The 24,706-nt window shown below is 69.9% G+C and carries 19 protein-coding genes and 1 pseudogene; 13 read left to right on the forward strand and 7 right to left on the reverse strand.

The window, feature by feature from the left end; all coding sequences use genetic code 11:
- Positions 1-5: 5 nt before the first annotated feature.
- The 3 genes from OG985_RS31890 to OG985_RS31900 all read right to left on the reverse strand — a co-directional run bounded on the left by OG985_RS31890 (position 6) and on the right by OG985_RS31900 (position 2,877).
- Positions 6-860 (reverse strand): DUF4429 domain-containing protein, encoded by an 855-nt coding sequence (locus OG985_RS31890; protein WP_371674557.1) that lies wholly within the window; start codon positions 858-860, stop codon positions 6-8.
- A 56-nt stretch (positions 861-916) separates the two neighbouring features.
- Positions 917-2,134 carry an alpha/beta hydrolase gene (locus OG985_RS31895; protein WP_371671800.1) on the reverse strand — a complete coding sequence of 406 codons (1,218 nt, stop codon included), beginning with the start codon at positions 2,132-2,134 and terminating at the stop codon, positions 917-919.
- 83 nt (positions 2,135-2,217) lie between these two features.
- Entirely contained in the window at positions 2,218-2,877 is a 660-nt protein-coding gene (locus OG985_RS31900) for a TetR/AcrR family transcriptional regulator (RefSeq protein WP_371671801.1), read from the reverse strand.
- A 126-nt stretch (positions 2,878-3,003) separates the two neighbouring features.
- Here OG985_RS31900 and OG985_RS31905 point away from each other — a divergent pair, with 126 nt between their 5' ends.
- Together OG985_RS31905 and OG985_RS31910 are read left to right on the forward strand one after the other, a co-directional pair.
- On the forward strand, positions 3,004-4,623 hold the full coding sequence (locus OG985_RS31905; RefSeq protein WP_371671802.1) for an MFS transporter: 1,620 nt from the start codon (positions 3,004-3,006) through the stop codon (positions 4,621-4,623).
- 379 nt (positions 4,624-5,002) lie between these two features.
- Positions 5,003-5,314, forward strand: a complete 312-nt coding sequence (locus OG985_RS31910) for a small hydrophobic protein (protein WP_371671803.1) — start codon at positions 5,003-5,005, stop codon at positions 5,312-5,314.
- An 81-nt stretch (positions 5,315-5,395) separates the two neighbouring features.
- Here the strand turns inward: OG985_RS31910 and OG985_RS31915 are convergent.
- Positions 5,396-6,112 (reverse strand): annotated as a pseudogene (locus OG985_RS31915) (potassium channel family protein); the annotation flags it as partial.
- An 87-nt stretch (positions 6,113-6,199) separates the two neighbouring features.
- Positions 6,200-8,932: a pyruvate dehydrogenase (acetyl-transferring), homodimeric type gene (aceE, locus tag OG985_RS31920; protein WP_371671804.1), complete on the reverse strand. Its 2,733-nt coding sequence runs from the start codon at positions 8,930-8,932 to the stop codon at positions 6,200-6,202.
- A gap of 352 nt (positions 8,933-9,284) precedes the next feature.
- Here aceE and OG985_RS31925 point away from each other — a divergent pair, with 352 nt between their 5' ends.
- From OG985_RS31925 to OG985_RS31950, 6 genes are all read left to right on the forward strand, one after another.
- A complete protein-coding gene (locus tag OG985_RS31925; protein WP_356043694.1) occupies positions 9,285-9,722 on the forward strand; it encodes a DUF3052 domain-containing protein in 438 nt (145 codons plus the stop codon).
- A gap of 115 nt (positions 9,723-9,837) precedes the next feature.
- The gene (locus OG985_RS31930) at positions 9,838-10,296 is read left to right on the forward strand and encodes a peroxiredoxin (protein WP_371671805.1); all 459 of its coding nucleotides are present in this window, start codon (positions 9,838-9,840) and stop codon (positions 10,294-10,296) included.
- Between the two features lie 113 nt (positions 10,297-10,409).
- Positions 10,410-10,985, forward strand: coding sequence for a calcium homeostasis/redox stress adaptation protein (locus OG985_RS31935; protein WP_371671806.1), 576 nt, complete (start codon positions 10,410-10,412; stop codon positions 10,983-10,985).
- Positions 10,986-11,083: 98 nt separating this feature from the next.
- Complete coding sequence (locus tag OG985_RS31940) at positions 11,084-11,659, forward strand: TerD family protein (protein ID WP_371671807.1); 576 nt, start codon at positions 11,084-11,086, stop codon at positions 11,657-11,659.
- Between the two features lie 49 nt (positions 11,660-11,708).
- Positions 11,709-12,851: a DUF475 domain-containing protein gene (locus tag OG985_RS31945; RefSeq protein WP_371671808.1), complete on the forward strand. Its 1,143-nt coding sequence runs from the start codon at positions 11,709-11,711 to the stop codon at positions 12,849-12,851.
- Positions 12,852-12,970: 119 nt separating this feature from the next.
- The gene (locus tag OG985_RS31950) at positions 12,971-13,708 is read left to right on the forward strand and encodes a Tellurium resistance (protein ID WP_371671809.1); all 738 of its coding nucleotides are present in this window, start codon (positions 12,971-12,973) and stop codon (positions 13,706-13,708) included.
- Between the two features lie 415 nt (positions 13,709-14,123).
- Here OG985_RS31950 and OG985_RS31955 read toward each other — a convergent pair whose 3' ends face one another.
- Complete coding sequence (locus OG985_RS31955; protein WP_371671810.1) at positions 14,124-14,945, reverse strand: TerD family protein; 822 nt, start codon at positions 14,943-14,945, stop codon at positions 14,124-14,126.
- A 174-nt stretch (positions 14,946-15,119) separates the two neighbouring features.
- Here OG985_RS31955 and OG985_RS31960 point away from each other — a divergent pair, with 174 nt between their 5' ends.
- From OG985_RS31960 to OG985_RS31970, 3 genes are read left to right on the forward strand one after another with little or no spacing between them, the layout of a single operon-like run.
- Positions 15,120-16,286, forward strand: a complete 1,167-nt coding sequence (locus OG985_RS31960) for an HpcH/HpaI aldolase/citrate lyase family protein (RefSeq protein ID WP_371671811.1) — start codon at positions 15,120-15,122, stop codon at positions 16,284-16,286.
- A gap of 25 nt (positions 16,287-16,311) precedes the next feature.
- Positions 16,312-18,759 (forward strand): phosphoribosyltransferase, encoded by a 2,448-nt coding sequence (locus tag OG985_RS31965; protein ID WP_371671812.1) that lies wholly within the window; start codon positions 16,312-16,314, stop codon positions 18,757-18,759.
- On the forward strand, positions 18,759-19,604 hold the full coding sequence (locus OG985_RS31970; protein WP_371671813.1) for an HAD family hydrolase: 846 nt from the start codon (positions 18,759-18,761) through the stop codon (positions 19,602-19,604). The genes OG985_RS31965 and OG985_RS31970 overlap by 1 nt, the downstream gene beginning before the upstream one ends.
- 120 nt (positions 19,605-19,724) lie before the next feature.
- Here the strand turns inward: OG985_RS31970 and OG985_RS31975 are convergent, their stop codons facing one another.
- Positions 19,725-19,946, reverse strand: a complete 222-nt coding sequence (locus tag OG985_RS31975; RefSeq protein WP_371671814.1) for a zinc ribbon domain-containing protein — start codon at positions 19,944-19,946, stop codon at positions 19,725-19,727.
- A 1,191-nt stretch (positions 19,947-21,137) separates the two neighbouring features.
- On the opposite strand from OG985_RS31975, the gene OG985_RS31980 reads away from it, so the two are divergent.
- Complete coding sequence (locus OG985_RS31980; protein WP_371674558.1) at positions 21,138-23,291, forward strand: transglycosylase domain-containing protein; 2,154 nt, start codon at positions 21,138-21,140, stop codon at positions 23,289-23,291.
- Positions 23,292-23,333: 42 nt separating this feature from the next.
- Positions 23,334-24,620, forward strand: a complete 1,287-nt coding sequence (locus OG985_RS31985; RefSeq protein ID WP_371671815.1) for a hypothetical protein — start codon at positions 23,334-23,336, stop codon at positions 24,618-24,620.
- Positions 24,621-24,706 lie beyond the last annotated feature (86 nt).

Below are 24,706 nucleotides of genomic sequence, written 5' to 3' on the forward strand. Positions count from 1 at the left end.
GGGGCCTACAACTCCGCCAGCAACTCCGCCTTCTTCGCCGAGAACTCCTCGTCGGTCACGAGACCGGCCTCGTGCAGCTCCCCGAGGTGGCGTATCCGCTCGGCGATGTCGGCGGGATCGCGGCGCGGTGCGGCCGGCACGGCCGCCGTTCCGCGTGAGCGGACGGCGGCCAGCACCGCCGCGGCGAACGGCAGCGACTCGTGGACGGGCCCGTACCCGAGGCCGAACACCACGGCGGCAGGGTCGTGGTCGGCCTGGGCCGTCTGTCCCGGGCCCGCGTCGCGCGGCACCAGCCGCAGGTGTCCCTCGAAGACCTCGGGGGAGCGCCACTCGACACCGCTCAGCTCGGCGACTGGGAAACTCTGGTCGCCGGCCTTCCACTTCGTCGAGGACGCGCCCGTCCAGAACCACCTGAAGTGGACGGTCTTCCCGTCGAAGGACGCCTTGCCGTCGTACGCCTTGAAGCGCAGCGGTACCTCGGGAGCCGGTACCAGGAACCGGTCGGCGGGGCCGGACTCGGTCAGCCGTGACCGCAGTTCGTCGGCGTAGTACTCGGCGAGCGTCTCCCGCTCGCCGGACAGCACCAGCCGGTAGGGGTCGCAGCCTTCCCTGAGCTGTCCCGCGGCCGCCTCCATCAACGGGTCGGCGCCGGGCCTCGGTTCGGCGCGCAGGACGACCGTGCCGCGTTTGCCGGGGGTCAGCGTCACCCCGGCGATCGCGTCCAGGGGGATACGGCGTTCGCCGAGTGCCTGGAAGAGCTTGGGTGTTCGTATCCCCCGTTCGTAACGGATGAGGACGGAGTCGGACTCGAACTCCCAGGCGGCATGAAATCCGGCCAGTACGTCACCCATGCGGCTCATCGTATGCGGCACGCGCTCCTCCGTCCCTCTCCGCGCAGACCGCAGTATCTGCGCCTCTACGCGCGTCCGACCGGCGTCGTGCCGGACAAACCCTTCCAGCAACCGTTGTCCTCGTCGGCGCACACCACCGAGCGGTACGCGCCAACGCCGATCTCCGCGAAGTTCAGCAGGCTCGCGGTGCCCGGCTCGAAGTAGCCGCTGTGTCCCTTCGCGCCCTGCGCCGACAGCACCCGGGCGCCGAAGCCCGAGGACACCGGGTCGGCGCCGTGGCCCAGTCCGCCGACCTCCAGGTACGGCACGTCCCGCACCCAGTCGGTCGCGTCCCGCATCGCCCACACCCGGGCGGAGGTGTGCAGCCGCGAGGCGTTCCCGGCGCGCATGCCGGGGCTGGCGGCCACCGCTATGTCGGCCACGCGGTGCGGCAGGTGGTGTGCGGCCAGGCCGCACACCACGGAGCCGTAGCTGTGGCAGAAGAGCGAGACCGGCGAGCTGCCGGGCAGGCCCCGCAGCAGCGCGTTCAGCCGGACCGCGCCGTCCTCGGCGCGCATCGCGGTCGCCGAGTCGATGCCGAGTCCGTCGGGCGTCGTGTAGTCGGCCCAGGCGATCACGGCCGTACGCGTGTCCGGGCTCACGTCCCGCTCGGCCGCGTACAGCGACTTCGCCATGCCGACGGGCGCCGAGTACTTGCGGTTCGTGCGCTGGAAGGTGAGCAGGTCGGTGTCGACGCCGGGGACGACGACGGAGACGCGCTCGGCCTTGGACAGGTTGCCGAAGACCTCGGCGATCCGCCCGGAACCCGCCGGGTCGAAGGCGAGGATCTTGCGGTGGCCGCTCATCAGCGTCTCGAAGCGGTCCATCCGGCGGCCCGCCGCCTGCTGGCCGTCCGGCGAGAGCCGGCTGTCGTGCATGCGCCTGAGCTCCACCCGGCGGGCCTTCTCGAGCGCGAAGCGGTTGGCGCGGTAGCGCAGGGCGACCGGGGCGCCGTTCATGTTGCCGACCGCGAGCGGGTAGCGGTGCGCGAGCCGGGCGCGCTCCTGCACGGTGAGCGAGGCGAAGAACCGGGTGAGTACGTCGGGCGCCGCGTCGGGGTCCGGCAGTCGGTGCCCGTGTATGTGCCCGTGCTCCCAAGCGGTGAGCGAGGCCTGCAGCGCGGTGGTTCCCCGGTGGTGGCGCAGGGCGGTCCATCCGGTGGTCGCCAGCATCACGAACACGACGGCCAGCGCGAGCAGTGCGCGCCAGACGTTCAGTTGCGGGGAGGTGTCGAAGGAAGTCACTGAAAGGACACACTAGGAGAACGAGAGGGTCTCGCGTTAACCAAGTGACGTGGATCACGGTTTCACATGCGGTGACAAAGCCCTCATGCCGTACGCCAGTTCCCCAGCAGGGCCGGACCCACCTGATCGAGGTACGAGGCGGTCAGTTCACGCATCGCCTCGGTGCTGACGTCCTCCCCCACGGACCACTTCCGTTCGGTCACCCGGACCACCGCGCTGAAGACCGCCACCAGGAGGCGCGGCCGGGGGTCCGTGTCGACGTCCAGCCCCTCGCGCTCGGCGATGATGCGGGCGATCCTCTCCTCCAGCTCCGCCGAGCGCCGCAGGTGTGCGGCGAGCAGCGCGGGTGTCGCCTCGATCACCCGGTAGGTGCGCAGATGCAGTTCGAGCGGCACGACCTGCTCGATCGCCTCGCCGATGGTGTGCCAGCTCTCCAGGACGGCCCGTCGCAGGGCCTCCAGCGGGGCCTCGTGCGGCGGTCGCGCGCGTACGGCCTCGGTGAAGTGCGACTCCGCGAGCTCGGGCGCGAAGAAGACCGCGTCCTCCTTGCTCGCGAAGTAGCGGAAGTAGGTGCGCTGGGAGACGTCCACGGCCTCGACGATGTCGTCGACGGTGGTCTGTTCGTACCCCCGGGTCGTGAACAGGTCGAGGGCGGCCCGCAGCAGGGCGTCGCGGGTGCGCTGCTTCTTGCGTTCCCGCAGGCCCGGCCGTGGCACCGGACGCGCGGCACCGGCTGTCTCCACGGGCTCTCCTTCGAACTGTCCGCCCGGTCCGTTCCCACGGTCCGGGCAAGGGGCGGGGTGTCGTGACAGTTACCGACTTGTGATGTTGTTTGTCAACTGTCAGCGACTGTCACTAACCTCGAACGTATGACTAGTCAGACCACCATCGGTACGGCGGGTCCGGGGGACAAGGCACCGGCAGACCCGTCCGACCGGTCCTCGGCCTCCGGGCTGCGCGGCCATCCCTGGTTCACCCTCATCACCGTCGCCGTCGGAGTCATGATGGTGGCCCTCGACGGCACCATCGTGGCCATCGCGAACCCGGCCATCCAGAAGGACCTGAACGCCAGCTTCGCCGACGTCCAGTGGATCACCAACGGCTACTTCCTCGCCCTCGCCGTCTCCCTCATCACCGCGGGCAAGCTCGGTGACCGCTTCGGCCACCGGCAGACCTTCCTGATCGGTGTGGTCGGCTTCGCGGCCGCCTCCGGCGCCATCGGCCTGTCCGGCAGCATCGCGCTGGTCGTCACCTTCCGCGTGCTGCAGGGACTGTTCGGCGCCCTGCTGATGCCGGCCGCGCTCGGCCTGCTGCGCGCCACCTTCCCGGCCGAGAAGCTCAACATGGCCATCGGTATCTGGGGCATGGTCATCGGCGCCTCCACCGCGGGCGGCCCGATCCTCGGCGGCGTCCTGGTCGAGCACGTCAACTGGCAGTCGGTGTTCTTCATCAACGTGCCGGTCGGTGTCCTCGCGCTCGTCCTCGGCACGCTGATCCTGCTCGACCACCGGGCGGAGAACGCCCCGCGGTCCTTCGACATCCTGGGCATCGTGCTGCTGTCCGGTGCGATGTTCTGCCTGGTGTGGGCACTGATCAAGGCTCCGGCGTGGGGCTGGGGCGACGGCAAGACGTGGATGTTCGTCGCGGTGTCCCTGGTGAGCTTCGCCCTCTTCTCCCTCTGGGAGACGAAGGTGAAGGAACCCCTGATCCCGCTGGCACTGTTCCGCTCGGTCCCGCTGTCCGCGGGCGTGATCCTGATGGTGCTGATGGCCATCGCCTTCATGGGCGGTCTCTTCTTCGTGACGTTCTACCTCCAGAACGTGCACGGTATGAGCCCGATCGACGCGGGCCTGCACCTGCTCCCGCTCACCGGGATGATGATCGTCGGCTCCCCGCTCGCGGGCGCCATGATCACCAAACTGGGTCCGCGCATCCCGCTGGCCGGCGGCATGGTGTCCGTCGCGATCGCCATGTTCGGGATGTCCACCCTGGAGGTGGACACGGGCAGCGCCACCATGTCGCTCTGGTTCGCCCTGCTGGGCCTCGGCCTCGCCCCCGTGATGGTCGGCGCCACCGAGGTCATCGTCGGCAACGCGCCCATGGAGCTGTCCGGTGTCGCCGGCGGCCTCCAGCAGGCCGCGATGCAGGTCGGCGGCAGCCTCGGTACGGCCGTGCTCGGCGCCGTCATGGCCTCCAAGGTGGACGGCGACCTTCCGGGCAACTGGGCGGACGCGGGCCTGCCGAAGCTCACCCCGGCCCAGCTGGACCAGGCCTCCGAAGCGGTCCAGGTCGGCGTGGCCCCGGTGGGCAAGGGCACGCCCGAGGCGATCGCCGCGAAGATCGCGGACGTCGCGCACGACACCTTCATCTCCGGCATGAGCCTGGCGTCCCTGGTCGCCGCCGGGGTCGCCGTCGTCGCGGTCGGGGTCGCGCTGCTCACCAAGCGCGGCGAGAACGCCGAGGCGGGGGCGGGCGCCGCGCACATCTGAGGCGCCGCGCACATCCGAACGGGCGGGCACCGCGCATCTCCGGCGAACATCGCGGACGATGCGCGGAGTTCGCCTATCAGGGTGACAAAGCTAAAGATTCCTCGCCGTCGGTACGCGCCTCGGGTCACAGTGGGTCAAGCCCTCCGTACGGCATGTCCCCGAGGCAACTCCGGGTCGGACACCGCCCCTTGGAGGGCGACCGGTGCTGCGGCGCGCTGCCGGAGGGGGGTGGCGCGCCGGCAGACCGGAAGCGAGGGCGTGGACGTCCGGAGGATTAACGGCCGTACCACGGATGTCCGGAGGATTAACGGCCGCACCCGGGGTACACGCACCATTGAACCCGAAACGAACCCAAACAACCGAGGGGTTCAGGGAGTTGATGATGGCGGGCTTCGGACACGGAACGCGCAGTTACCCCCGCTCACGTAGCCGCACGAGGTCACGGAGCGGGCCGGATCGCGCGACGCTCGGAATCATCGGAGTCATCTGCGCGGTCGCCGGTTTCTTCGTGCTGGGGATCATCCTCGGCCCGGTGGCCGTTGTCTGCGGCTGGCTTGCCATGGGCCGTAGCTGGTCGGGCGGCAGCCGCTCGATCCCGGCCCTGGTCGCCCTCGTTCTGGGCGCCATCGACACGCTCCTGGCGATCATCTGGCTCGCTGGAGCGGCGACCCCGGGCAGCGGTCTGTTCTGACCCGGGCGTGTGAGGGAAGGGCTCCCGGCGCATGGGCCGGGAGCCCGCCCGCGCGCCGGCCAGGGTCAGCCCGGCCGGCGTCCGCAGCGCGGCCACCTCGGCCCGCAGCGCCCGCACCTCCGCCGTCAGCGCCTCGATGGCCTCCGTCTGGCGCCGCTCCGTCACGTCGTCCTTCTCGAACCGCGAGATGAACCACGCGGCGATGTTCGCGGTCACCACACCCAGCAGCGCGATCCCGGAGAGCATCAGGCCCACCGCGATCATCCGCCCCAGCCCGGTGGTCGGCGCGTGGTCGCCGTACCCCACGGTGGTCATCGTGGTGAACGACCACCACACCGCGTCACCCAGCGTGCGGATGTTCCCGCGCGGGGAGTCCCGCTCCACCGACAGCACCGCGAGTGAGCCGAACATCAGCAGCCCGACCACCGCGCCGGCGACATACGTGGTCAGCCGGATCTGCGAGGCCATCCGGGCCCGCCGGCCCACCAGCATCAGCGTCGAGACCAGCCGCAGCAGCCGGAGCGGCTGGAGCAGCGGCAGCACCACCGCGCACAGATCCAGCCAGTGCGTCCGCACGAACGTCCCGCGCTGCCGGGCGAGCCCCAGCCGCACCAGGTAGTCCGCCGCGAACGCTCCCCAGACCACCCACTCGGCCACCGTGCACCCGGCGGTCAGCGAACGGCCCGCCGAACTGTCCACGATCGGCACCGCGTAGGCGACGGCGAACAGCACGGCGAGTACCAGCAGGGGCCGCTGGCTCAGCTGCTCCCAACGGGCCTGTGCCGACTGTTGCTCCATGCCCGCATCGTAAAGAACCCGCAAGGGCCCGCAGCGCGAGGGCGGCGGAGCCCGCAGGCCCCGCCGCCCTCCGACACCGCACGCGTCCTACGCGTCGCCCCCCGCCGCACCGGGATCGGCCGCCGACGCGTCGAGCAGTTGGTAGCGGTCGATCGCCTGCTTCAGCACCGACCGGTCCACCTTCCCCTCCTTCGCCAGCTCGGTCAGCACGCCCACCACGATCGACTGCGCGTCGATGTGGAAGAAGCGCCGCGCCGCACCGCGCGTGTCCGCGAACCCGAAGCCGTCCGCACCGAGCGACTGGTACGTCCCCGGCACCCACCGCGCGATCTGGTCCGGCACCGACCGCATCCAGTCGGACACCGCCACGAACGGTCCCTGGGCCCCGGCGAGCTTCCGCGTCACGTACGGCACCCGCTGCTCCTCCTCGGGGTGCAGCAGGTTGTGCCGCTCCACCTCGACGGCGTCGCGCCGCAGCTCGTTCCAGGAGGTCGCCGACCAGACGTCGGCGCGCACGTTCCACTCCTCGGCGAGGATCCGCTGCGCCTCGATGGCCCACGGCACCGCCACGCCCGAGGCGATGACCTGCGCCGGGATGGACCCCGAGGTGCCCTCGCTGAAGCGGTGGATGCCCTTGACGATGCCCTCGGCGTCCACGTTCTCCGGCTCGGCCGGGTGCTGGATGGGCTCGTTGTAGACGGTGAGGTAGTAGAAGACGTCCTCGCTGTCGGGCCCGTACATCCGGCGCAGACCGTCCTGCACGATGTGCGCGATCTCGAAGCCGTACGCCGGGTCGTACGCCACACAGCCCGGGTTCGTCGAGGCCAGCAGCTGCGAGTGGCCGTCCGCGTGCTGCAGCCCCTCACCGGTCAGCGTCGTACGGCCGGCGGTCGCACCGAGAACGAAACCGCGCGCCAACTGGTCGGACATCTGCCAGAACTGGTCACCGGTGCGCTGGAAACCGAACATCGAGTAGAAGACGTACACCGGGATGAGCGGCTCGCCGTGCGTCGCGTAGGCCGAGCCCGCCGCGATCAGCGAGGCCGTGCAGCCGGCCTCCGAGATGCCGTCGTGCAGCATCTGCCCGGTCGGCGACTCCTTGTACGCGAGCAGCAGGTCCCGGTCCACCGCCTCGTACTGCTGGCCAAGCGGGTTGTAGATCTTCGCGCTCGGGAAGAACGAGTCCATGCCGAAGGTGCGGTACTCGTCCGGCGCGATCAGCACGAACCGCCTGCCGAGCTCCTTGTCCCGCATGAGGTCCTTGAGGAGCCGCACGAAGGCCATGGTCGTGGCGATCGACTGCTGACCGGAGCCCTTCTTCACACTTGCGTACGTCTTGTCCCCGGGCAGGGCCAGTGGCTTCGCGCGCACCACCCGCGTCGGGACGTACCCGCCGAGCCCCTGCCGGCGGTCGTGCATGTACTGGATCTCCTCCGAGTTCCGGCCCGGGTGGTAGTACGGCGGCGCGCCGGACTCCAGCTCCTTGTCGGTGATCGGCAGGTGCAGCCGGTCGCGGAAGCCCTTGAGGTCGGCGACCGTCAGCTTCTTCATCTGGTGGGTCGCGTTGCGGCCCTCGAAGTTCGGGCCCAGCGTCCAGCCCTTGACCGTCTTGGCGAGGATCACCGTCGGCTGGCCCTTGTGCGCCTTGGCCGCCGCGAACGCCGCGAAGATCTTCTTGTGGTCGTGACCGCCGCGGCCCAGGTGCAGGATCTGGTCGTCGGTCATGTTCTCGACCATCGCGCGCAGTCGCTGGTCGTCGCCGAAGAAGTGCTCGCGGATGTAGGAGCCGGTCTCGGTGGCGTAGGTCTGGAACTGGCCGTCCGGCGTGGTGTTCATCCGGTTGACCAGGACACCGTCCCGGTCCTGGGCCAGCAGCGGGTCCCAGGAGCGGTCCCAGATCAGCTTGATCACGTTCCAGCCGGCGCCCCGGAAGATCGACTCCAGCTCCTGGATGACCTTGCCGTTGCCGCGCACCGGGCCGTCCAGCCGCTGCAGGTTGCAGTTGACGACGAAGGTCAGGTTGTCCAGGCCCTCGCGGGCGGCGATGGACAGCTGCCCGAGCGACTCCGGCTCGTCCATCTCGCCGTCGCCGAGGAAGGCCCACACGTGCGACTTGGAGGTGTCCGCGATCTCGCGCGCCTGCATGTAGCGGTTCATCCGCGCCTGGTAGATCGCGCCGATCGGGCCCAGGCCCATCGACACGGTCGGGAACTCCCAGAAGTCCGGCATCAGCCGCGGGTGCGGGTAGCTGGAGAGGCCGTAGGGAGCCTTCGACTTCTCCTGCCGGAACGCGTCCAGGTTCTGCTCACTCAGGCGGTCCAGCAGGAACGCGCGCGCGTAGATGCCGGGGGAGGCGTGGCCCTGGAAGAAGACCTGGTCGCCGCCGTCGCCCTCGTCCTTGCCCCGGAAGAAGTGGTTGAAGCCGACGTCGTAGAGCGAGGCGGAGGAGGCGAAGGTGGCGATGTGGCCGCCGACCCCGATGCCCGGCCGCTGGGCGCGCGAGACCATGACCGCGGCGTTCCAGCGGGTCGCGTTCAGGACCTTCCGCTCGATCTCCTCGTTGCCGGGAAAGAACGGCTCGCTCTTGGTGGGGATGGTGTTGACGTAGTCCGTGCTGCGCATCTCCGGCACGGCCACGCGCTTCTCGCGGGCCCGCTCGATCAGCCGCAGCATCAGATAGCGGGCTCGCTCCCGGCCGCGCTCGTCGACGGCGGCGTCGAGGGAGTCGAGCCACTCCTGGGTTTCCTCGGGGTCGAAGTCAGGAACCTGACTCGGAAGGCCGCCAATGATGATCGGGTTGCGATCGGATCCGGAAGCCACGCTGTTCCTTACCTGTCAGAGGGCTGCTTTTCGCTGGGATTACGGCGTTCCTGCGCCGTTCCCCATCGTGTACCTCGGGGCGTCAAACGTCATCTCTACTCCGGGGTAACAGGATCTGCCGCAGCATCCCTGGTTCCCAAACGCACAAACGGGGCAGAAAGGTGTGGTGTGCGTCACCTGCCATCAGGGCGCCGTGCCTGGAGTTGCGGCGACACGGCCCGGATCGTCACCGTTTCGGCGGTCTCGGCGGCCGGGTACTTGCGCGATCCGCCCCGCCCGTGTGGACTACGGCCAATGCTTCGCGCACGCGCGTGGCTGAGACATTCACCGAAACAAGATCAGGAGGCAACCCGTGAGCGCGACCGCGGACCACGCGGAGGAACGGACTAGCCCTGCCGTCAGGCTGGGGTTCCAGCCCGAGCAGGTGGTCCAGGAGATCGGCTACGACGACGACGTAGACCAGGAACTCCGCGAGGCCATTGAGGAAGTCATCGGCAGTGATCTCGTGGACGAGGAATACGACGACGTCGCCGACGCCGTTGTCCTGTGGTTCCGCGACGACGACGGCGACCTGACCGACGTACTGGTGGATGCCATCACGTACATCGAAGAAGGCGGCTCGATCCTGTTGCTGACGCCGAAGACCGGCCGGGACGGCTACGTGGAGCCGAGCGACATCTCCGAAGCCGCGACGACGGCGGGGCTGTCCGCGTCGAAGAGCGTCAGTGTGGGCAAGGACTGGAGCGGCAGCAGGCTCGTGACGCCGAAGGCGGCCAAGTCCAAGAGGTAATCCTCCGTGAACGCCGGACGGGCCGACTCCGGTCGGCCCGTCCGTACGCCCCGGTGACCGCTGCGTAGGGTGTTCGCATCACCCGAACAGCCCCACCGAAGGGACATTCAAGGCGATGGCGATCCAGGTCGGCGACAAGGCCCCCGACTTCGAGCTCAAGGACAACCACGGCCGGACCGTTCGGCTGTCCGACTTCCGCGGCCACCAGAACGTGGTGCTGCTCTTCTACCCCTTCGCCTTCACCGGCGTGTGCACCGGCGAGCTGTGCGAGCTGCGTGACAACCTGCCGCAGTTCGCCGACCGCGACACGCAACTGCTCGCCGTGTCCAACGACTCCATCCACACCCTGCGCGTCTTCGCCGAGCAGGAGGGCCTGGAGTACCCGCTGCTGTCCGACTTCTGGCCGCACGGTGAGACCTCGCGCGCCTACGAGGTCTTCGACGAGGACAAGGGCTGCGCGGTGCGCGGGACCTTCGTCATCGACAAGGAGGGCGTGGTGCGCTGGACCGTCGTCAACGGTCTGCCGGACGCCCGTGACCTGAACGAGTACGTCAAGGCGCTCGACACCCTGTGATTCTTCGGTTCCAAGGCCTGCGTGAGGCGGGAACCCGTCACTAGGATCGAATCGTTGATCCGATATCCGACGCACGGCGGGGCTCCCCGCCCCTGGACATCATTGGAGGACTCGTGGGAGTCAGCCTCAGCAAGGGCGGCAATGTCTCACTGACCAAGGAGGCCCCGGGCCTGACCGCGGTCATCGTCGGTCTGGGGTGGGACGTCCGCACCACCACCGGCACCGACTTCGACCTCGACGCCAGCGCCATCCTGACGAACGCCGAGGGCAAGGTCAGCAGCGACGCGAACTTCGTGTTCTTCAACAACCTGAAGAGCCCGGACGGCTCGGTCGAGCACACCGGCGACAACATCACCGGTGAGGGCGAGGGCGACGACGAGCAGATCAAGATCAACCTCGCCGGCGTCCCGGCCGACGTGGAGAAGATCGTCTTCCCGGTCTCGATCTACGACGCCGAGAACCGCCAGCAGTCGTTCGGCCAGGTCCGCAACGCGTTCATCCGCGTCGTGAACCAGGCCGGCGAGGCGGAGCTCGCCCGCTACGACCTCTCCGAGGACGCCTCGACGGAGACCGCCATGGTCTTCGGCGAGCTGTACCGGCACGGCGCGGAGTGGAAGTTCCGTGCCATCGGCCAGGGCTACGCCTCGGGCCTGCGCGGCATCGCGCAGGACTTCGGCGTCAACGTCTGAGCCCCCAGGCCGCATCGTCCGGCGCCGCACTGCTCGCGTGCGGCGCCGGACGCGCAGGACAACCCAGGTAGGTACCGTCTCGGGGAGGGACCAGCAGCATGGGCGTCACGCTTGCCAAGGGAGGCAATGTCTCCCTGTCCAAGGCCGCTCCGAACCTCACACAGGTGTTGGTCGGGCTCGGCTGGGACGCGCGCTCCACCACCGGAGCCGCTTTCGACCTCGACGCCAGCGCACTGCTGTGCAACGGCGGGCGGGTGCTGGGGGACGAGTGGTTCGTCTTCTACAACCAGCTCAAGAGCCCGGACGGCTCGGTGGAGCACACCGGCGACAACCTCACCGGCGAGGGCGAGGGCGACGACGAATCGCTCCTGGTCGACCTCGTCAAGGTGCCGGCCCACTGCGACAAGATCGTCTTCCCCGTCTCCATTCACGACGCGGACGCGCGGGGTCAGACGTTCGGCCAGGTCAGCAACGCCTTCATCCGGGTCGTCAACCAGGCCGACGGCCAGGAACTCGCGCGCTACGACCTGAGCGAGGACGCCTCCACCGAAACCGCCATGATCTTCGGCGAGCTCTACCGCTATCAGGGCGAGTGGAAGTTCCGGGCCGTAGGGCAGGGGTACGCGTCAGGGCTGCGAGGCATCGCTCTAGACTTCGGAGTCAACGTTTCGTAAAGCCGAGTACGGCGCGGGGGAGACCCGTACCTACACGATTGGGTAGCCAGTGCTTCTGAAAACCTTCGGCTGGTCGTTCGCGGTCACCGCGCTCGGCCTGGTCGCAGCGGTCTTCTACGGGGGGTGGGAGGCATTCGGCATCGTGGCGATCCTCTCCGTCCTGGAGATCTCGCTGTCGTTCGACAACGCGGTGGTCAACGCCGGAATCCTGAAGAAGATGAGTGCCTTCTGGCAGAAGATCTTCCTCACGGTCGGCGTGCTCATCGCCGTCTTCGGCATGCGACTGGTCTTTCCCGTCGTCATCGTCGCCATCAGCGCCAAGATCGGTCCGATCGACGCGGTCGATCTCGCGCTCAATGACAAGGACCAGTACCAGCAGCTCGTCACCGACGCCCACCCGTCGATCGCGGCCTTCGGTGGCATGTTCCTGCTGATGATCTTCCTGGACTTCATCTTCGAGGACCGGGACATCAAGTGGCTGGCCTGGCTGGAGCGGCCGCTGGCCAAGCTCGGCAAGGTCGACATGCTATCGGTCTGCATCGCCCTGATCGTCCTGCTGATCACCTCCTTCACCTTCGCCACCCACGCCCACCAGCACGGCGGCGCGCACGCCGACAAGGCGCAGACCGTCCTGATCTCCGGTATCGCCGGCCTGATCACGTACATGGTCGTCGGCGGTCTCTCCGGCTACTTCGAGGACAAACTTGAAGAGGAGGAGGAACGCGAGCACGAGGAGGAGGAAGAGGCCGCGCGCACGGGCAAGCAGCGCTCGGCGGTCACGCTGGCCGGCAAGGCCGCGTTCTTCATGTTCCTCTACCTCGAGGTCCTGGACGCGTCGTTCTCCTTCGACGGTGTGATCGGCGCCTTCGCCATCACCAACGACATCGTCCTGATGGCCCTGGGCCTCGGCATCGGCGCCATGTACGTCCGGTCGCTCACCGTCTACCTGGTCCGCCAGGGCACCCTCGACGACTACGTCTACCTGGAGCACGGCGCGCACTACGCGATCGGCGCGCTGGCCGTGATCCTCATGGTCACGATCCAGTACCAGATCAACGAGGTGATCACCGGCCTCGTCGGCGTCGTCCTGATCGCCTGGTCCTTCTGGTCCTCCGTGCGCCGCAACCAGGCTCTGGCAGCGGCCGAGGGAAAAGCGGCGGGCTCGGACGAGAAGACTGAGGTCTCGGTCTAGGAGCCCGCTTCCCGGTGTGAACCGGGCTTCAGTGCGGAACGCTCTGTGCGGGGCGGCCGGTGAGGACGAGTCCTCCGCCGGCCGCCCCGCCGGGTTTACGAGTGGACGTGGGGGCGGGCATGGGTTTTCTGGACGGGCTCTGGCGTGGCCGTGAGGCCGACTTCGACACGGGCAGCGCGGCGAGCAACGCCATCGAGCTGACCAAGCGGCACCATCAGGTCTCCCTCACCAAGCAGGGTGCGGCCACCGGGCATCTGCGCGTCAACCTGAACTGGCGGATGCGGACGTCCGACATCGGCGGCTCCCCGCGGGAGAGCCTGCTGCGGCACCCCTTCAAGGCACTCAAGCCCCCGGAGGTCATCGGGCACAGCCAGAGCATGGTCAACGTCGACCTCGACCTGGGCTGCCTGTACGAGCTGGCGGACGGCACCAAGGGCGTCGTCCAGCCGCTCGGCGGCTATCTCGGCGAGATCAACGCGCCGCCGTTCGTCAAGCTCAGCGGCGACGACCGGTTCGGTTCGGCGTCAGGCGAGACGATGTACGTCAATCTCGACCACCGCGAGCAGATCAAGCGGCTGCTGGTCTTCGTCTACATCTACGACCAGACCCCCGCCTTCGACCGGACCCACGCCATCGTCACGCTCTACCCCAGCAACGGCCCCCGGATCGAGATAGGCCTCGACGAACGCCATCCCCAGGCCCGGTCCTGCGCGGTCGTCATGATCGAGAACGTGAAGGGGGAGCTGGTCGTGCGGCGCGAGGTGAAGTTCGTGTACGGCTTCCAGGCGGAGCTGGACCGGCTGTACGGATGGGGGCTGCAGTGGGGCCGCGGATACAAGGCAAAGGCAGACCGCTGACGCCGAGCCCGGCCCGGTGCCACGCATGACGCCGGGTCCTGCGCCGCTGGGCCACGCGGTGCCGGACCCCGCCCTGCGGGCTTCCGCGCTGTCGGTCCCCGCCCTGCGGGCTTTCGCGTCGTCGGGTTGTCCGCTGCCGGATTCCGTCCTGCGGGCTAGCCCGCTGTCGATCCCCGCCCTGCGGGCTTTCGCGCCGCCGGGTTGTCCGATGCCGGATCCCGCCCTGCGGGCTTTCGCGCCGCCGGGTTGTCCGATGCCGGATCCCGCCCTGCGGGCTTTCGCGCCGCCGGGTTGTCCGATGCCGGATCCCGCCCTGCGGGCTTTCGCGCCGCCGGGTTGTCCGATGCCGGATCCCGCCCTGCGGGCTGGCTCGCTGTCGGTCCCCGCCCCGCCGAGCTCCGGCGGGGTCCTCTCGTCAGCGGCCGATGAACTGGGGGCCCTGCGGCGGCAGCCGGAAGTCCGGGTTCGCCACCGTCGTCACCGGCTGCGGATAGCCGTAGCCCGACTGCGGGGCCGCGGTCACCGGCACCGGAGCCGCCGTCTGGGGATAGCCGTAGGTGGACTGCCCCTGCTGCGGATAGCCGTAGGCAGGCTGGGTCGGCACCCCCGTCGGCTGCTCGGGGGGCAGCGGGCGCGCGGTCTCCGGGGCCGCCCACTGGGGCGGCTGGACCTCGCCGGGCTCGTCCAGGGCCTCCGACTCGTCGACGGAGATGCCGAAGTCGGTGGCCAGGCCCTTCAGGCCGTTGGAGTAGCCCTCACCCAGGGCCCGGAACTTCCAGCCCTCCCCGCGGCGGTACAGCTCGCCGCAGATCAAGGCGGTCTCCTCGCCCGTCTCCGGCTTGATGTCGAAGTGGGCCAGCGGCTCACCGTCGGCGACGGCGGCGTCGTACAGCAGGATGCGCAGGTCCCGCACCCGGTCGAAGGTGACGCCGTCCGCCGAAGCGACCAGCAGGATCTGGCCGACTCCCGACTCGACACCGGCCAGATCCGTCTGGATCGTGTCGGTCAGGCCCTCGGCGACGCGTTTCTTGCCGAGCCGCCACACCTTGCCGGCGGGATGCCGGGGCTGGTTGTAGAAGACGAAGTCCTCGTCGGAGCGCACGCGACCCTCGGGGCCGAGGAGCAGCGCCGAGGCGTCCACATCCGGAACCCCCTGTCCCGGTGTCCAGCGCAGCACGGCGCGCACCGTGGTGGCTTCGAGCGGGACGTTCGACCCCTTCAGCATCGCGTGCGTCATGCGGTCATCCTGCCCTCTCGGTCCTGATCACGACAATGCGGGGTACTCGCATCGTCATAGCCGGGTTACCTGAAATTCATGCCCGGCGGGAACTGCTGACATGGATCCCTACGTACTATTACCGGCCACCTGTGGACAGTCCACAGGGATCGCTCGATCACCACGGGGAGTTCAATGCGTCATTTCGGGCACATCGCCCCGGAGGTGCGGCAGCGCCTGTTCCACCGGGAGCCCTGCGAGTTCACGGCGGACTCCTCGGCCCGGCTGCTGGCCGTGGCCCTGGGCGCCACGCTGTACAGTCCGGCCACGCGGCCGCGGCTCGCCGACGACATCGTCAAGCAGACCGGACACGGTGTGGTCTCGATGGTGCTGTGCCTGGAGGACTCGATCGGGGACGAGGACGTCGCGGACGGCGAGGAGAACCTCGTACGGCAGCTCACGGAACTCGCCGCCCGCCCCGGAACCGACCTCCCGCTGCTGTTCATCCGGGTCCGGGTGCCCGAGCAGATCCCCGACCTCGTACGGCGGCTCGGTCCCGCCGTCCGCCTGCTGTCCGGGTTCGTGATGCCGAAGTTCACCGAGGAGCGTGGCATCCCGTTCCTGGAGGCCATGGCGAGCGCCGAGGCCGAGAGCGGCCGGCGCCTGTTCGGGATGCCGGTGCTCGAGTCGCCCGAGCTGCTGTACCGGGAGTCGCGGGTGGAGACCCTGGAGGGCATCTCCCGCGCCGTCGACAAGTACCGCGACCGGGTGCTCGCGCTGCGCCTGGGCGTCACCGACTTCTGCTCCTCCTACGGCCTGCGCCGGGCCCCCGACATGACGGCCTACGACGTCCAGGTCGTCGCCTCCGTGATCGCCGACGTGGTGAACATGCTGGGGCGGGCCGACGGCACCGGCTTCACGGTGACCGGGCCGGTGTGGGAGTACTTCCGCGTGCAGGAGCGCATGTTCAAGCCACAGCTGCGCCGCAGCCCCTTCCTGGACGGGAAGGCCGAGGAACTGCGCGAGGCGCTGCTGGAGCACGCCATGGACGGACTGCTGCGCGAGATCTCCCTCGACCGGGCCAACGGCCTGCTCGGCAAGACCTGCATCCACCCCACCCACGTACTCCCCGTGCACGCACTGTCCGTGGTCAGTCACGAGGAGTTCAGCGACGCCCAGGACATCCTGCGGCCGGAACGCGGCGGTGGGGGTGTACTGAGGTCGGCGTACACGAACAAGATGAACGAGGTGAAGCCGCACCGGGCCTGGGCCGAGCGCACCGTGCTCCGTGCCGAGGTCTTCGGGGTGGCCAACGAGGACATCGGCTTCGTGGAGCTCCTCGCCGCCGGAATTCCCGGCTGAAGAACCGCTGAACACCAAGGGACGCATGAACAACGCAGGAAACAACGGGGTGTGGTCGGGCAGCTGGGTCGCCGAGCGGCTCGGAGTCGAGCTCGCGGGCGACGACGAGCTGGCCTGCCTGCTGGGGATGGCGCTGCGCCGCAACCCCAAGCGGGCGCATCTGCTCGTGTCGAACGTGCTCGGCAAACACGTACCGCAGTCACCGTCCGTGGTCTACGGCCACGGGTTCGCGCTCGGCCGCCGGGTGCGCGAGCTGCTCGGCGCCGAGCAGGCCCGCAAGGCGGTCGTCCTCGGGTACGCGGAGACCGCCACCGGTCTCGGCCACTCGGTCGCCGACGGGGTGGGCCTCGCCCCCTACCTGCACTCCACCCGCCGCCCGGTCCCGGGCGTCGCCACGGCGGGCGGCTTCGAGGAGTCCCACTCGCACGCCACCTCGCACCTGCTGCTGCCGGAGGACCCGGCGCTGCTGGTGGGCGACGGCCCGCTGGTGCTGGTCGACGACGAGTTCTCCACCGGCAACACCGTCCTGAACACGATCCGGGACCTGCACGAGCGCTACCCGCGCGGGCGCTACGTCGTGGTCGCCCTCGTCGACATGCGCTCGGCGGCCGACATGGACCGGCTCGCAGACTTCGCGCGGGAGATCGGCGCCCGGGTCGACCTGGTGGCGGCCGCCTCGGGCCACGTACGGCTGCCGGAGGGCGTGCTGGAGAAGGGGCAGGAGCTGGTCGCGCGGTACGAGCCGGCGACGGCGCCCGCCGAACCGCCCTACGGCCGGGTCGCGCGCGTCGACCTGTGCTGGCCGCGCGGCCTGCCCGACGGCGGCCGGCACGGGTTCACGCCCGCGCACCGCGCCCGCCTGGAGGGCGCCCTGCCCGCCATGGCCGCGCGGCTCGCCGAGGCGCTGCCCGCCGACGCCTCGCGGGTGCTCGTGCTCGGCTTCGAGGAGCTGATGTACGCGCCGCTCAGGCTGGCCCGTGAGCTGGAGCAGGTCGCGCACGCCGAGGTGCGCTACTCCACCACGACCCGCTCACCCGTCCTCGCGGTCGACGACCCCGGCTACGCGATACGCAGCCGCATCGTCTTCCCCGCCCACGACGACCCCGCCGACGGCCCCGGCGAGCGCTACGCCTACAACGTGGCGGGCGCCGGCTTCGACGCCGTGGTCGCCGTCGTCGACTCGGTCGCCGACACCCCCGCACTGCACGCGCCGGACGGCCTGCTGTCCCGGCTCGCCGCGCACGCCCCGCACGTCCTGCTCGCGGTCGTGCCCTCGTACGCGCCCGAGCCCCTGCACGTACCCGAAAGGCCCTCCATGCTGCCCGAGCCCCTTCGCGGCCCCGCCTTCTCCTCGTATCCGCCCGAGGAGGTCGGCTGGCTGCTGCGCGACCTCTCGGACGTGACGCTGGAGGCGCCGACCGAGGAGCGCGAGGAGGCCATCCAGAGCGGGGGCGCGCACTACGCGGAGTCGCTGCCGGTGGAGTACCAGCCCAGCGAGCAGTACCAGGAGCTCTTCCACACGGCGCTGGAGGCGTCCGCGGCGCGGATCGCGCAGGCGGTGGGCGCGGTCACCGAGCTCGTGCTCGCCGAGCGTTCCCCCCGGCCGGTCCTGGTGTCGCTGGCCCGCGCGGGAACCCCTGTCGGCGTCCTGATGCGCCGCTGGGCCCAGTTCCGGCACGGCCTCGACCTGCCGCACTACGCCGTCTCGATCGTGCGCGGCCGCGGTATCGACGCCAACGCGCTGCGCTGGCTGGCCGCCCACCACGACCCGGGAGACGTCGTCTTCGTCGACGGCTGGACCGGCAAGGGCGCCATCACCCGCGAACTCGCCGAAGCGGTCAAGGAGTTCGAGGCGTCCGACGGCATCACCGGCTTCGACCCGGAGATCGCGGTACTCGCCGACCCGGGCTCGTGCGTGCGGACGTACGGCACCCGCGAGGACTTCCTCATCCCCTCCGCCTGTCTCAACTCCACGGTGTCCGGCCTGATCTCGCGGACCGTGCTGCGCGCGGACCTGGTCGGCCCGCACGACTTCCACGGCGCGAAGTTCTACCGCGAACTCGCCGGCGCCGACGTGTCGGTGGACTTCCTGGACGCCGTGGCCGCCCGGTTCCCGGAGGTCGCGGAGGCCGTCGACGCACAGGCCAAGGAACTGCTGTCGGCCGACCGCGCCCCGACCTGGGAGGGCTGGGCGGCCGTCGAGCGCATCAGCGAGGACCACGGCATCCACGACGTGAACCTCGTCAAGCCCGGCGTCGGCGAGACCACCCGGGTGCTGCTGCGCCGGGTGCCGTGGAAGATCCTGGCGCGGGCCGGAGCGGGCGCAGACCTGGACCACGTACGGCTGCTGGCCGATCAGCGGGGCGTACCGGTGGAAGAGGTCGACGGACTGCCGTACACCTGCGTGGGGTTGATCCACCCCAGGTACACGCGCGGCGCCACCGGTGCCGACGGCAGGGCGGTGACGGTCTGATGCCGGTGCTGGTGGCGAGTGACCTCGACCGTACGCTCATCTACTCCGCGGCGGCCCTGGCGCTGACCATGCCGGACCCGCGGGCACCCCGGCTGCTGTGCGTGGAGGTGCACGAGAGCAGACCCCTGTCGTACATGACGGAGACCTCGGCGGGCCTGCTCACCGAGCTCGGCGACGCGGCCGTGTTCGTGCCGACGACGACCCGCACCCGCAAGCAGTACCAGCGCATCAACCTGCCCGGCCCCGCGCCGACCTATGTGATCTGCGCCAACGGCGGGCACCTCCTGGTGAACGGCGTGTCCGACCCGGACTGGCACGCCCGGGTCACCGCCCGGCTGGCCGAGGAGTGCGCGCCCCTGGACGAGGTGCGGGAGCACCTGGCGGCGACGGCCGACCCGGTCTGGGTGCGCAAGCACCGGATCGCCGAGGACCTCTTCGTCTACCTCGTCGTCGAGCGCGAACTGCTGCCGGAGGAGTGGGTCAAGGAGCTCGCCGTGTGGGCGGACGACCGCGGCTGGACGGTGTCGCTCCAGGGCCGCAAGATCTACGCCGTGCCGAAGCCCCTCACCAAGAGCGCGGCCATGCGCGAGGTCGCCCGCCGCACCGGTGCCCGGCTCACCCTCGCCGCCGGTGACTCCCTGCTCGACGCCGACCTGCTGCTCGCGGCGGACCGGGGCTGGCGGCCCGGCCACGGCGAGCTGGCCGAGAGCGGCTGGACGGCACCGGCGGTCAGCGCCCTGCCCGAGCGGGGCGTGCTGGCCGGCGAGCGGATCCTGCGGGAGTTCCTGCGGGTGACGCGGGGCGAGGACAGTGCGGACCGCGGAGGTCCTGCCGACCGGCTCTGAGCGGGCGGACGGTTCGTCCGGCCGGGCCCGAGCCGGACGAACCGACCAGAGCGGACCAAGGCCGGGCGTCGGGGAACGAAAGCTGAAAATTCGCTGAATTAATCGCGGGCCCGCGGCCGGTCAGCCGCAGCAGCCGCCGCCGCAGCATCCGCCCCCGCCGCCGCCCGCGCGGGGCGCCGGTGCCGCGGACGCGGACGAGCCGCCCACCGCCACCGTGGACAGCAGCTTTACCGTGTCACCGTGCCCGGAAGGGCAGGTCGCGGGGTCGGCGGACGCCGCCATCGGGCGGCTCAGTTCGAAGGTGTCACCGCAGGTCCGGCACCGAAACTCGTAGCGAGGCATGCGCTCAGGTTAGCGGGAACGACCGCCCTGGAGAGTTGCGTGCCTCACAGCCTCTGCTTCTGACCGCACTCCGATCGAACTATTCGAAAAAATCGCTGGTAATTTGTGGATGCCGCGAGGAGGCCGCAAGGCCGGGGGAAAACAGGGGGTTCGCAGCCGAGACGTCGGCCGCTGCATCTACCCGCGCGAGCAGCAAAAGTGCGGAGGGAGACAGCAGTCGTGACCGAGGCAGGGCAGGGGGAGGGCGCCGAGGGGAACCGTGGGTCGCAGGGCCACGGGCCGGCACCCAGGTGGTCCCGGCGTCGACCCATGGAGGACGACGCCCCGGCCGAGGCCCCCACGGAGCCGGACGCACCGCCGCCGGCGGACGCGACCATGCAGCTCAACGTGGACGCGCTGCGGGCGAATCCGGCGCTGCGGATGGAGTCCTCCGAGCCGGCCGACCCGCCCAAGAAGGCCGCCCGGCCTGGGGATGCCGGACTGTCGAGGGAAGCGGCCCGGGCGAGGGATGCCGGACTGTCGAGGGAAGCGGCCCGGGCGAGGGAAGCCGGACTGTCGAAGGAAGCTGCCCGGGCGAGGGAAGCCCGTCCGTCGAGGGAAGCAGCCCAGCCCAGGAAAGCCGCCCCGCCGAGGGAAGCCGACCCGTCGCCGCAGGCCGATCCGCCGCCGCCGGCGGACGCGACCATGCAGCTCAACGTCGATGCGCTGCGGGCGAATCCGGCGCTGCGGATGGAGTCCTCAGAGCCGGCCGACCCGCCGAAGAAGGCCGCCCGGCCAGGGGAAGCCGGTCCGTCGAGGGAAGGCGGTCTGTCGAGGGAAGCCGGTCCGTCGAGGGAAGGCGGCCTGTCGAGGGAAGCCGCCCAGCCCCGGAAAGCCGCCCAGCCCAGGCAAGCCGTCCCGCCGAGGGAAGCCCAGCCTCGGAAGGCAGCCCAGCCAAGGAAAGCCGTCCCGCCGAGGAAGGCTGCCCCGTCGCCGCAGGCCGACCCGCCGCCGGCCGCGGACGCGACCATGCAGCTCAACGTCGACGCACTGCGGGCGAACCCGGCGCTGCGGATGGAGTCCTCCGAGCCGGCCGACCCGCCGCGTAAGGCCGCCCGGCCCGGGGAAGCGGTCCCGCCGAGGAAGGCCGCCCCGCCCAGGAAAGCCGACCCGTCGCCGCAGGCCGACCCACCGCCGGCCGCGGACGCCACCATGCAGCTCAAGGTCGATGCGCTGCGGGCACTCCATCCCGAACCCCCGCAACCCGGCGGCCGGCCCACCCGGCACAAGACGCCGGCGCCCTCCCTGCGCGCTCGCGTCACCGCGGCCGTCGGGCCGCGGCTGGACCCGCTGATCACCGGCCTGACGCCGCTCGTGCACCTCGCGGCGCCGTACGCCCGCAAGCTGCGGCCGCTGTACCCGCGGCCCGGCCGCGTCGGCTGGCGCCGCTGGCTGCCGTCCTGGCGGCAGTCGCTGGGGGCCGTTCTGACGTCCGTCGGGCTGAGCAGCCTGCTGCTGGTCGTCGCGTACGCCGCCACGGACATACCGGACAACCTGAACACGTATGCCACCCAGCAGGACAACGTCTTCTTCTGGTCCGACGGCACCCCGATGGCCCGTACCGGCTGGGTGCAGCGACAGGCGATGCCGCTCAAGGACATACCGGAGGACGTCCGCTGGGCGGTACTGGCCGCGGAGAACGCGAGCTTCTACTCGGACCCGGGCATATCCGTCAGCGGCATCGGCCGCGCCCTGTGGCGCACCGTGGGCGAGGGCGACACCCAGGGTGGTTCCACCATCACGCAGCAGTACGTGAAGAACGTCTATCTGAACCAGAACCGGTCGGTGGGCCGCAAGTTCACCGAGGCGATGATCTCCCTCAAGCTCGACAACAAGTTGAGCAAGGACAAGATCCTCGAGGGCTACCTCAACACCAGCTGGTTCGGCCGCGGTACCTATGGCATGCAGCGCGCCGCCCAGGCCTACTACGGCAAGGACGTGAGCGAGCTCAACGTGAGCGAGGCCGCCTTCCTCGCCTCCCTGCTCAAGGGCGCGGGCCTCTACGACCCCGTCCTCAGCAAGGCCAACCACGACCGGGCCGTCGAGCGTTGGTCGTGGATCCTCGACCGCATGGTGGACCTCGGCAAGCTGTCGCCCACCGAACGCGCCAAGTACAGGACGTTCCCCGAGCCGCTCAAGCAGTCGCGGACCTACGACACCGGCAAGCAGAGCGACTACCTGGTCGAACTCGCCACCCAGTACGCCAAGAAGACCGCGCACATCTCCGACAAGGACTTCGACCTGGGCGGCTACCAGATCTACACCACCTTCGACCGCAAGCGGGAGGCCGAGCTCACCGACGCCGTGGCCAAGGCCCGCAAGGACGTCAGGAAGAGCGACCCGGACAGGGCCAAGAGCACTCACTACGGGGCCACCTCGGTCTCCGCCGACGGACGGATCCTCGCCGTCTACGGCGGCCCGGACCACCGTACGCAGGGCTACAACGAGTCCAACGCGACCACCGTCTCGGCGGGCTCCGCCTTCCTGCCCTTCGTCTACGCCGCCGCCCTGGAACACGGGGTCACCAAGACCCGCGACGGGACCACCACACCGGTCACCCCGGAGTCGGTCTACAACGGTGACGACAACGTCCCGGTCACCACACCCGAGGGGCCGTACTGGGACCGCTCCGGCAAGGTGGTCGCCGCCCGCAACGACGGCAAGAAGTCGTGGGGCCGGATCAGTCTGCGCACGGCGCTGGCCCAGTCGGTGAACACGCCGTTCATGCAGCTCGGAATGGACACCGGCCTGGCCAACGTGCGCAAGACCGCCGAGGCGGCCGGCCTCCTGCCCTCCAGTTTCGGGCGGCAGGTGCCCGAACTGTCCATGGGCAGCGCCACCCCCAGCGCGCTGCGGATGGCGAGCGGTTACGCCACCTTCGCCGCCGGCGGCCGGCACACCGAGCCGTACTCGGTCAGCCGGATCACCCGCAACGGCTCCGGCATCGCACTGGTCCGGCCGAAGCCGACCAGGGCGGTGAGGGCCGAGACGGCCGGCTCGGTCACCGAGGGGCTCCGGGACGCCTTCCGTAGTGCCCACCCCGGCGACGCGCCCGCCGCCGCGGACGTGGCGGGCAAGACCGGCACCACGCAGGACGACACCGCCGCCTGGTACGTCGGCACGAACAAATCCGTGTCGACCGCCGTCGTCGTCTACCGGATCAATCTGAGCAAGAGCCTGCAACCCCTGCCGCTGAAGGGCGTGGCCGGAACACCGGCCCTCCCGGCCGGCCCGTCCGGAGGGGAGGAAACCTCGCCTGACGTCCCCTACGGAATCTGGTCGAGCGCCATGAGCCCACTTGGCTGACCGACCGCCAGCGCACCCGCACCCTCGCAGAATGAGCCGCACATGAAGCCTCGTACGAAGGCGCCATCCGGCCGGCGCCGGAGAGCCCGCGCACCCCGCCGCACCCCCCGGCCGGGGTTCATAACCCTGGCCGCTCTCCTCGTCGTGGCCTCCCTGGTCGCGGGCTACCTGGCGCTGAACCGCTCGGACAGCACCACGCCCACCGCGTCCTCCGGGGGCAAGGGCGCCTCGGACAAGGCGAGCAAAGAGCCCGTGTGGGACGGCAGAACGAAGGTGCTGGGGGACGGCTCCACGTCGTACACCGGCCCGCAGAGCGGCGAGCTGAAGGCCGTACCGCTCAAGCCGGGTGAGAAGCCTCCCCAGTTCGTCGTGTTCTCCTGGGACGGCGCGCTGCAGGGCGACGACGAACTCTTCTCGCACTACCGGGAGCTGGCGAAGGAGTACAACGCCCACATGACCTTCTTCCTCACCGGCATCTACCTGCTGCCGAAGAGCAAGAGGGACCTCTACTCCCCACCGATGCACTCCAAGGGCTCCTCGGCGATCAGCTTCCCGACCGACGAGCACATCCGCACCACGCTGGAGCAGCTCGGCGAGGCGTGGAAGGAGGGCAACGAGATCGGCACCCACTTCAACGGCCACTTCTGCGGCGCCAAGGGCGGCGGCGACTGGAGCGTCCAGGAGTGGAAGAGCGAGATCGACCAGTTCTACTCCTTCGTGGAGAACTGGAAGACCAACACCGGCTACAAGGACATCGACCCGCTGCCCTTCGACTTCAAGAAGGAGGTCACCGGCGGCCGCGCGCCCTGCCTGGAGGGCCAGGCGAACCTGCTGAAGGCCGCCAAGAGCTACGGCTGGCGCTACGACGCCAGTTCCACCGGTGACTTCCAGATATGGCCCAAGAAGAAGAACGGCCTGTGGGACTTCCCGCTCCAGCTGCTCCCCTACGACGGCGGCAAGTACCAGGGCCTGTCCATGGACTTCAACTTCCTCTACAACCAGTCCGAGGGCGAGACCCAGGGCGACGCGGTCAAGTTCCCGCAGTGGGAACAGGAGACCGTCGACTCCTACATGGCCGGCTTCAACCGCGTCTACTACGGCAGCCGGGCCCCGCTGTTCATCGGAAACCACTTCGAGGACTGGAACGGCGGCATCTACATGAAGTCCATCGACCAGGTCATCAAGAGCGTGTGCTCCAAGAAGGGCGTCAAGTGCGTGTCCTTCAGGGAACTGGCCGACTGGATGGACGTACAGAAACCGGAGACCCTGGAACGGCTGCGCAGCCTCGACCCGGCGCAGTCTCCCGCCTGGTCGACGGTCGTGGAGTAACCAAACCTCAACCGTTAACCCTCTTCACAACGTGCGCACAGAGCATGCGAAGATGCGCTTCCCGGCGTCCCCAGTGCCGGTGAAGA

Origin of the sequence: Streptomyces sp. NBC_00289, from assembly GCF_041435115.1 — a bacterium.
In the GTDB taxonomy this organism is placed as follows: domain Bacteria; phylum Actinomycetota; class Actinomycetes; order Streptomycetales; family Streptomycetaceae; genus Streptomyces.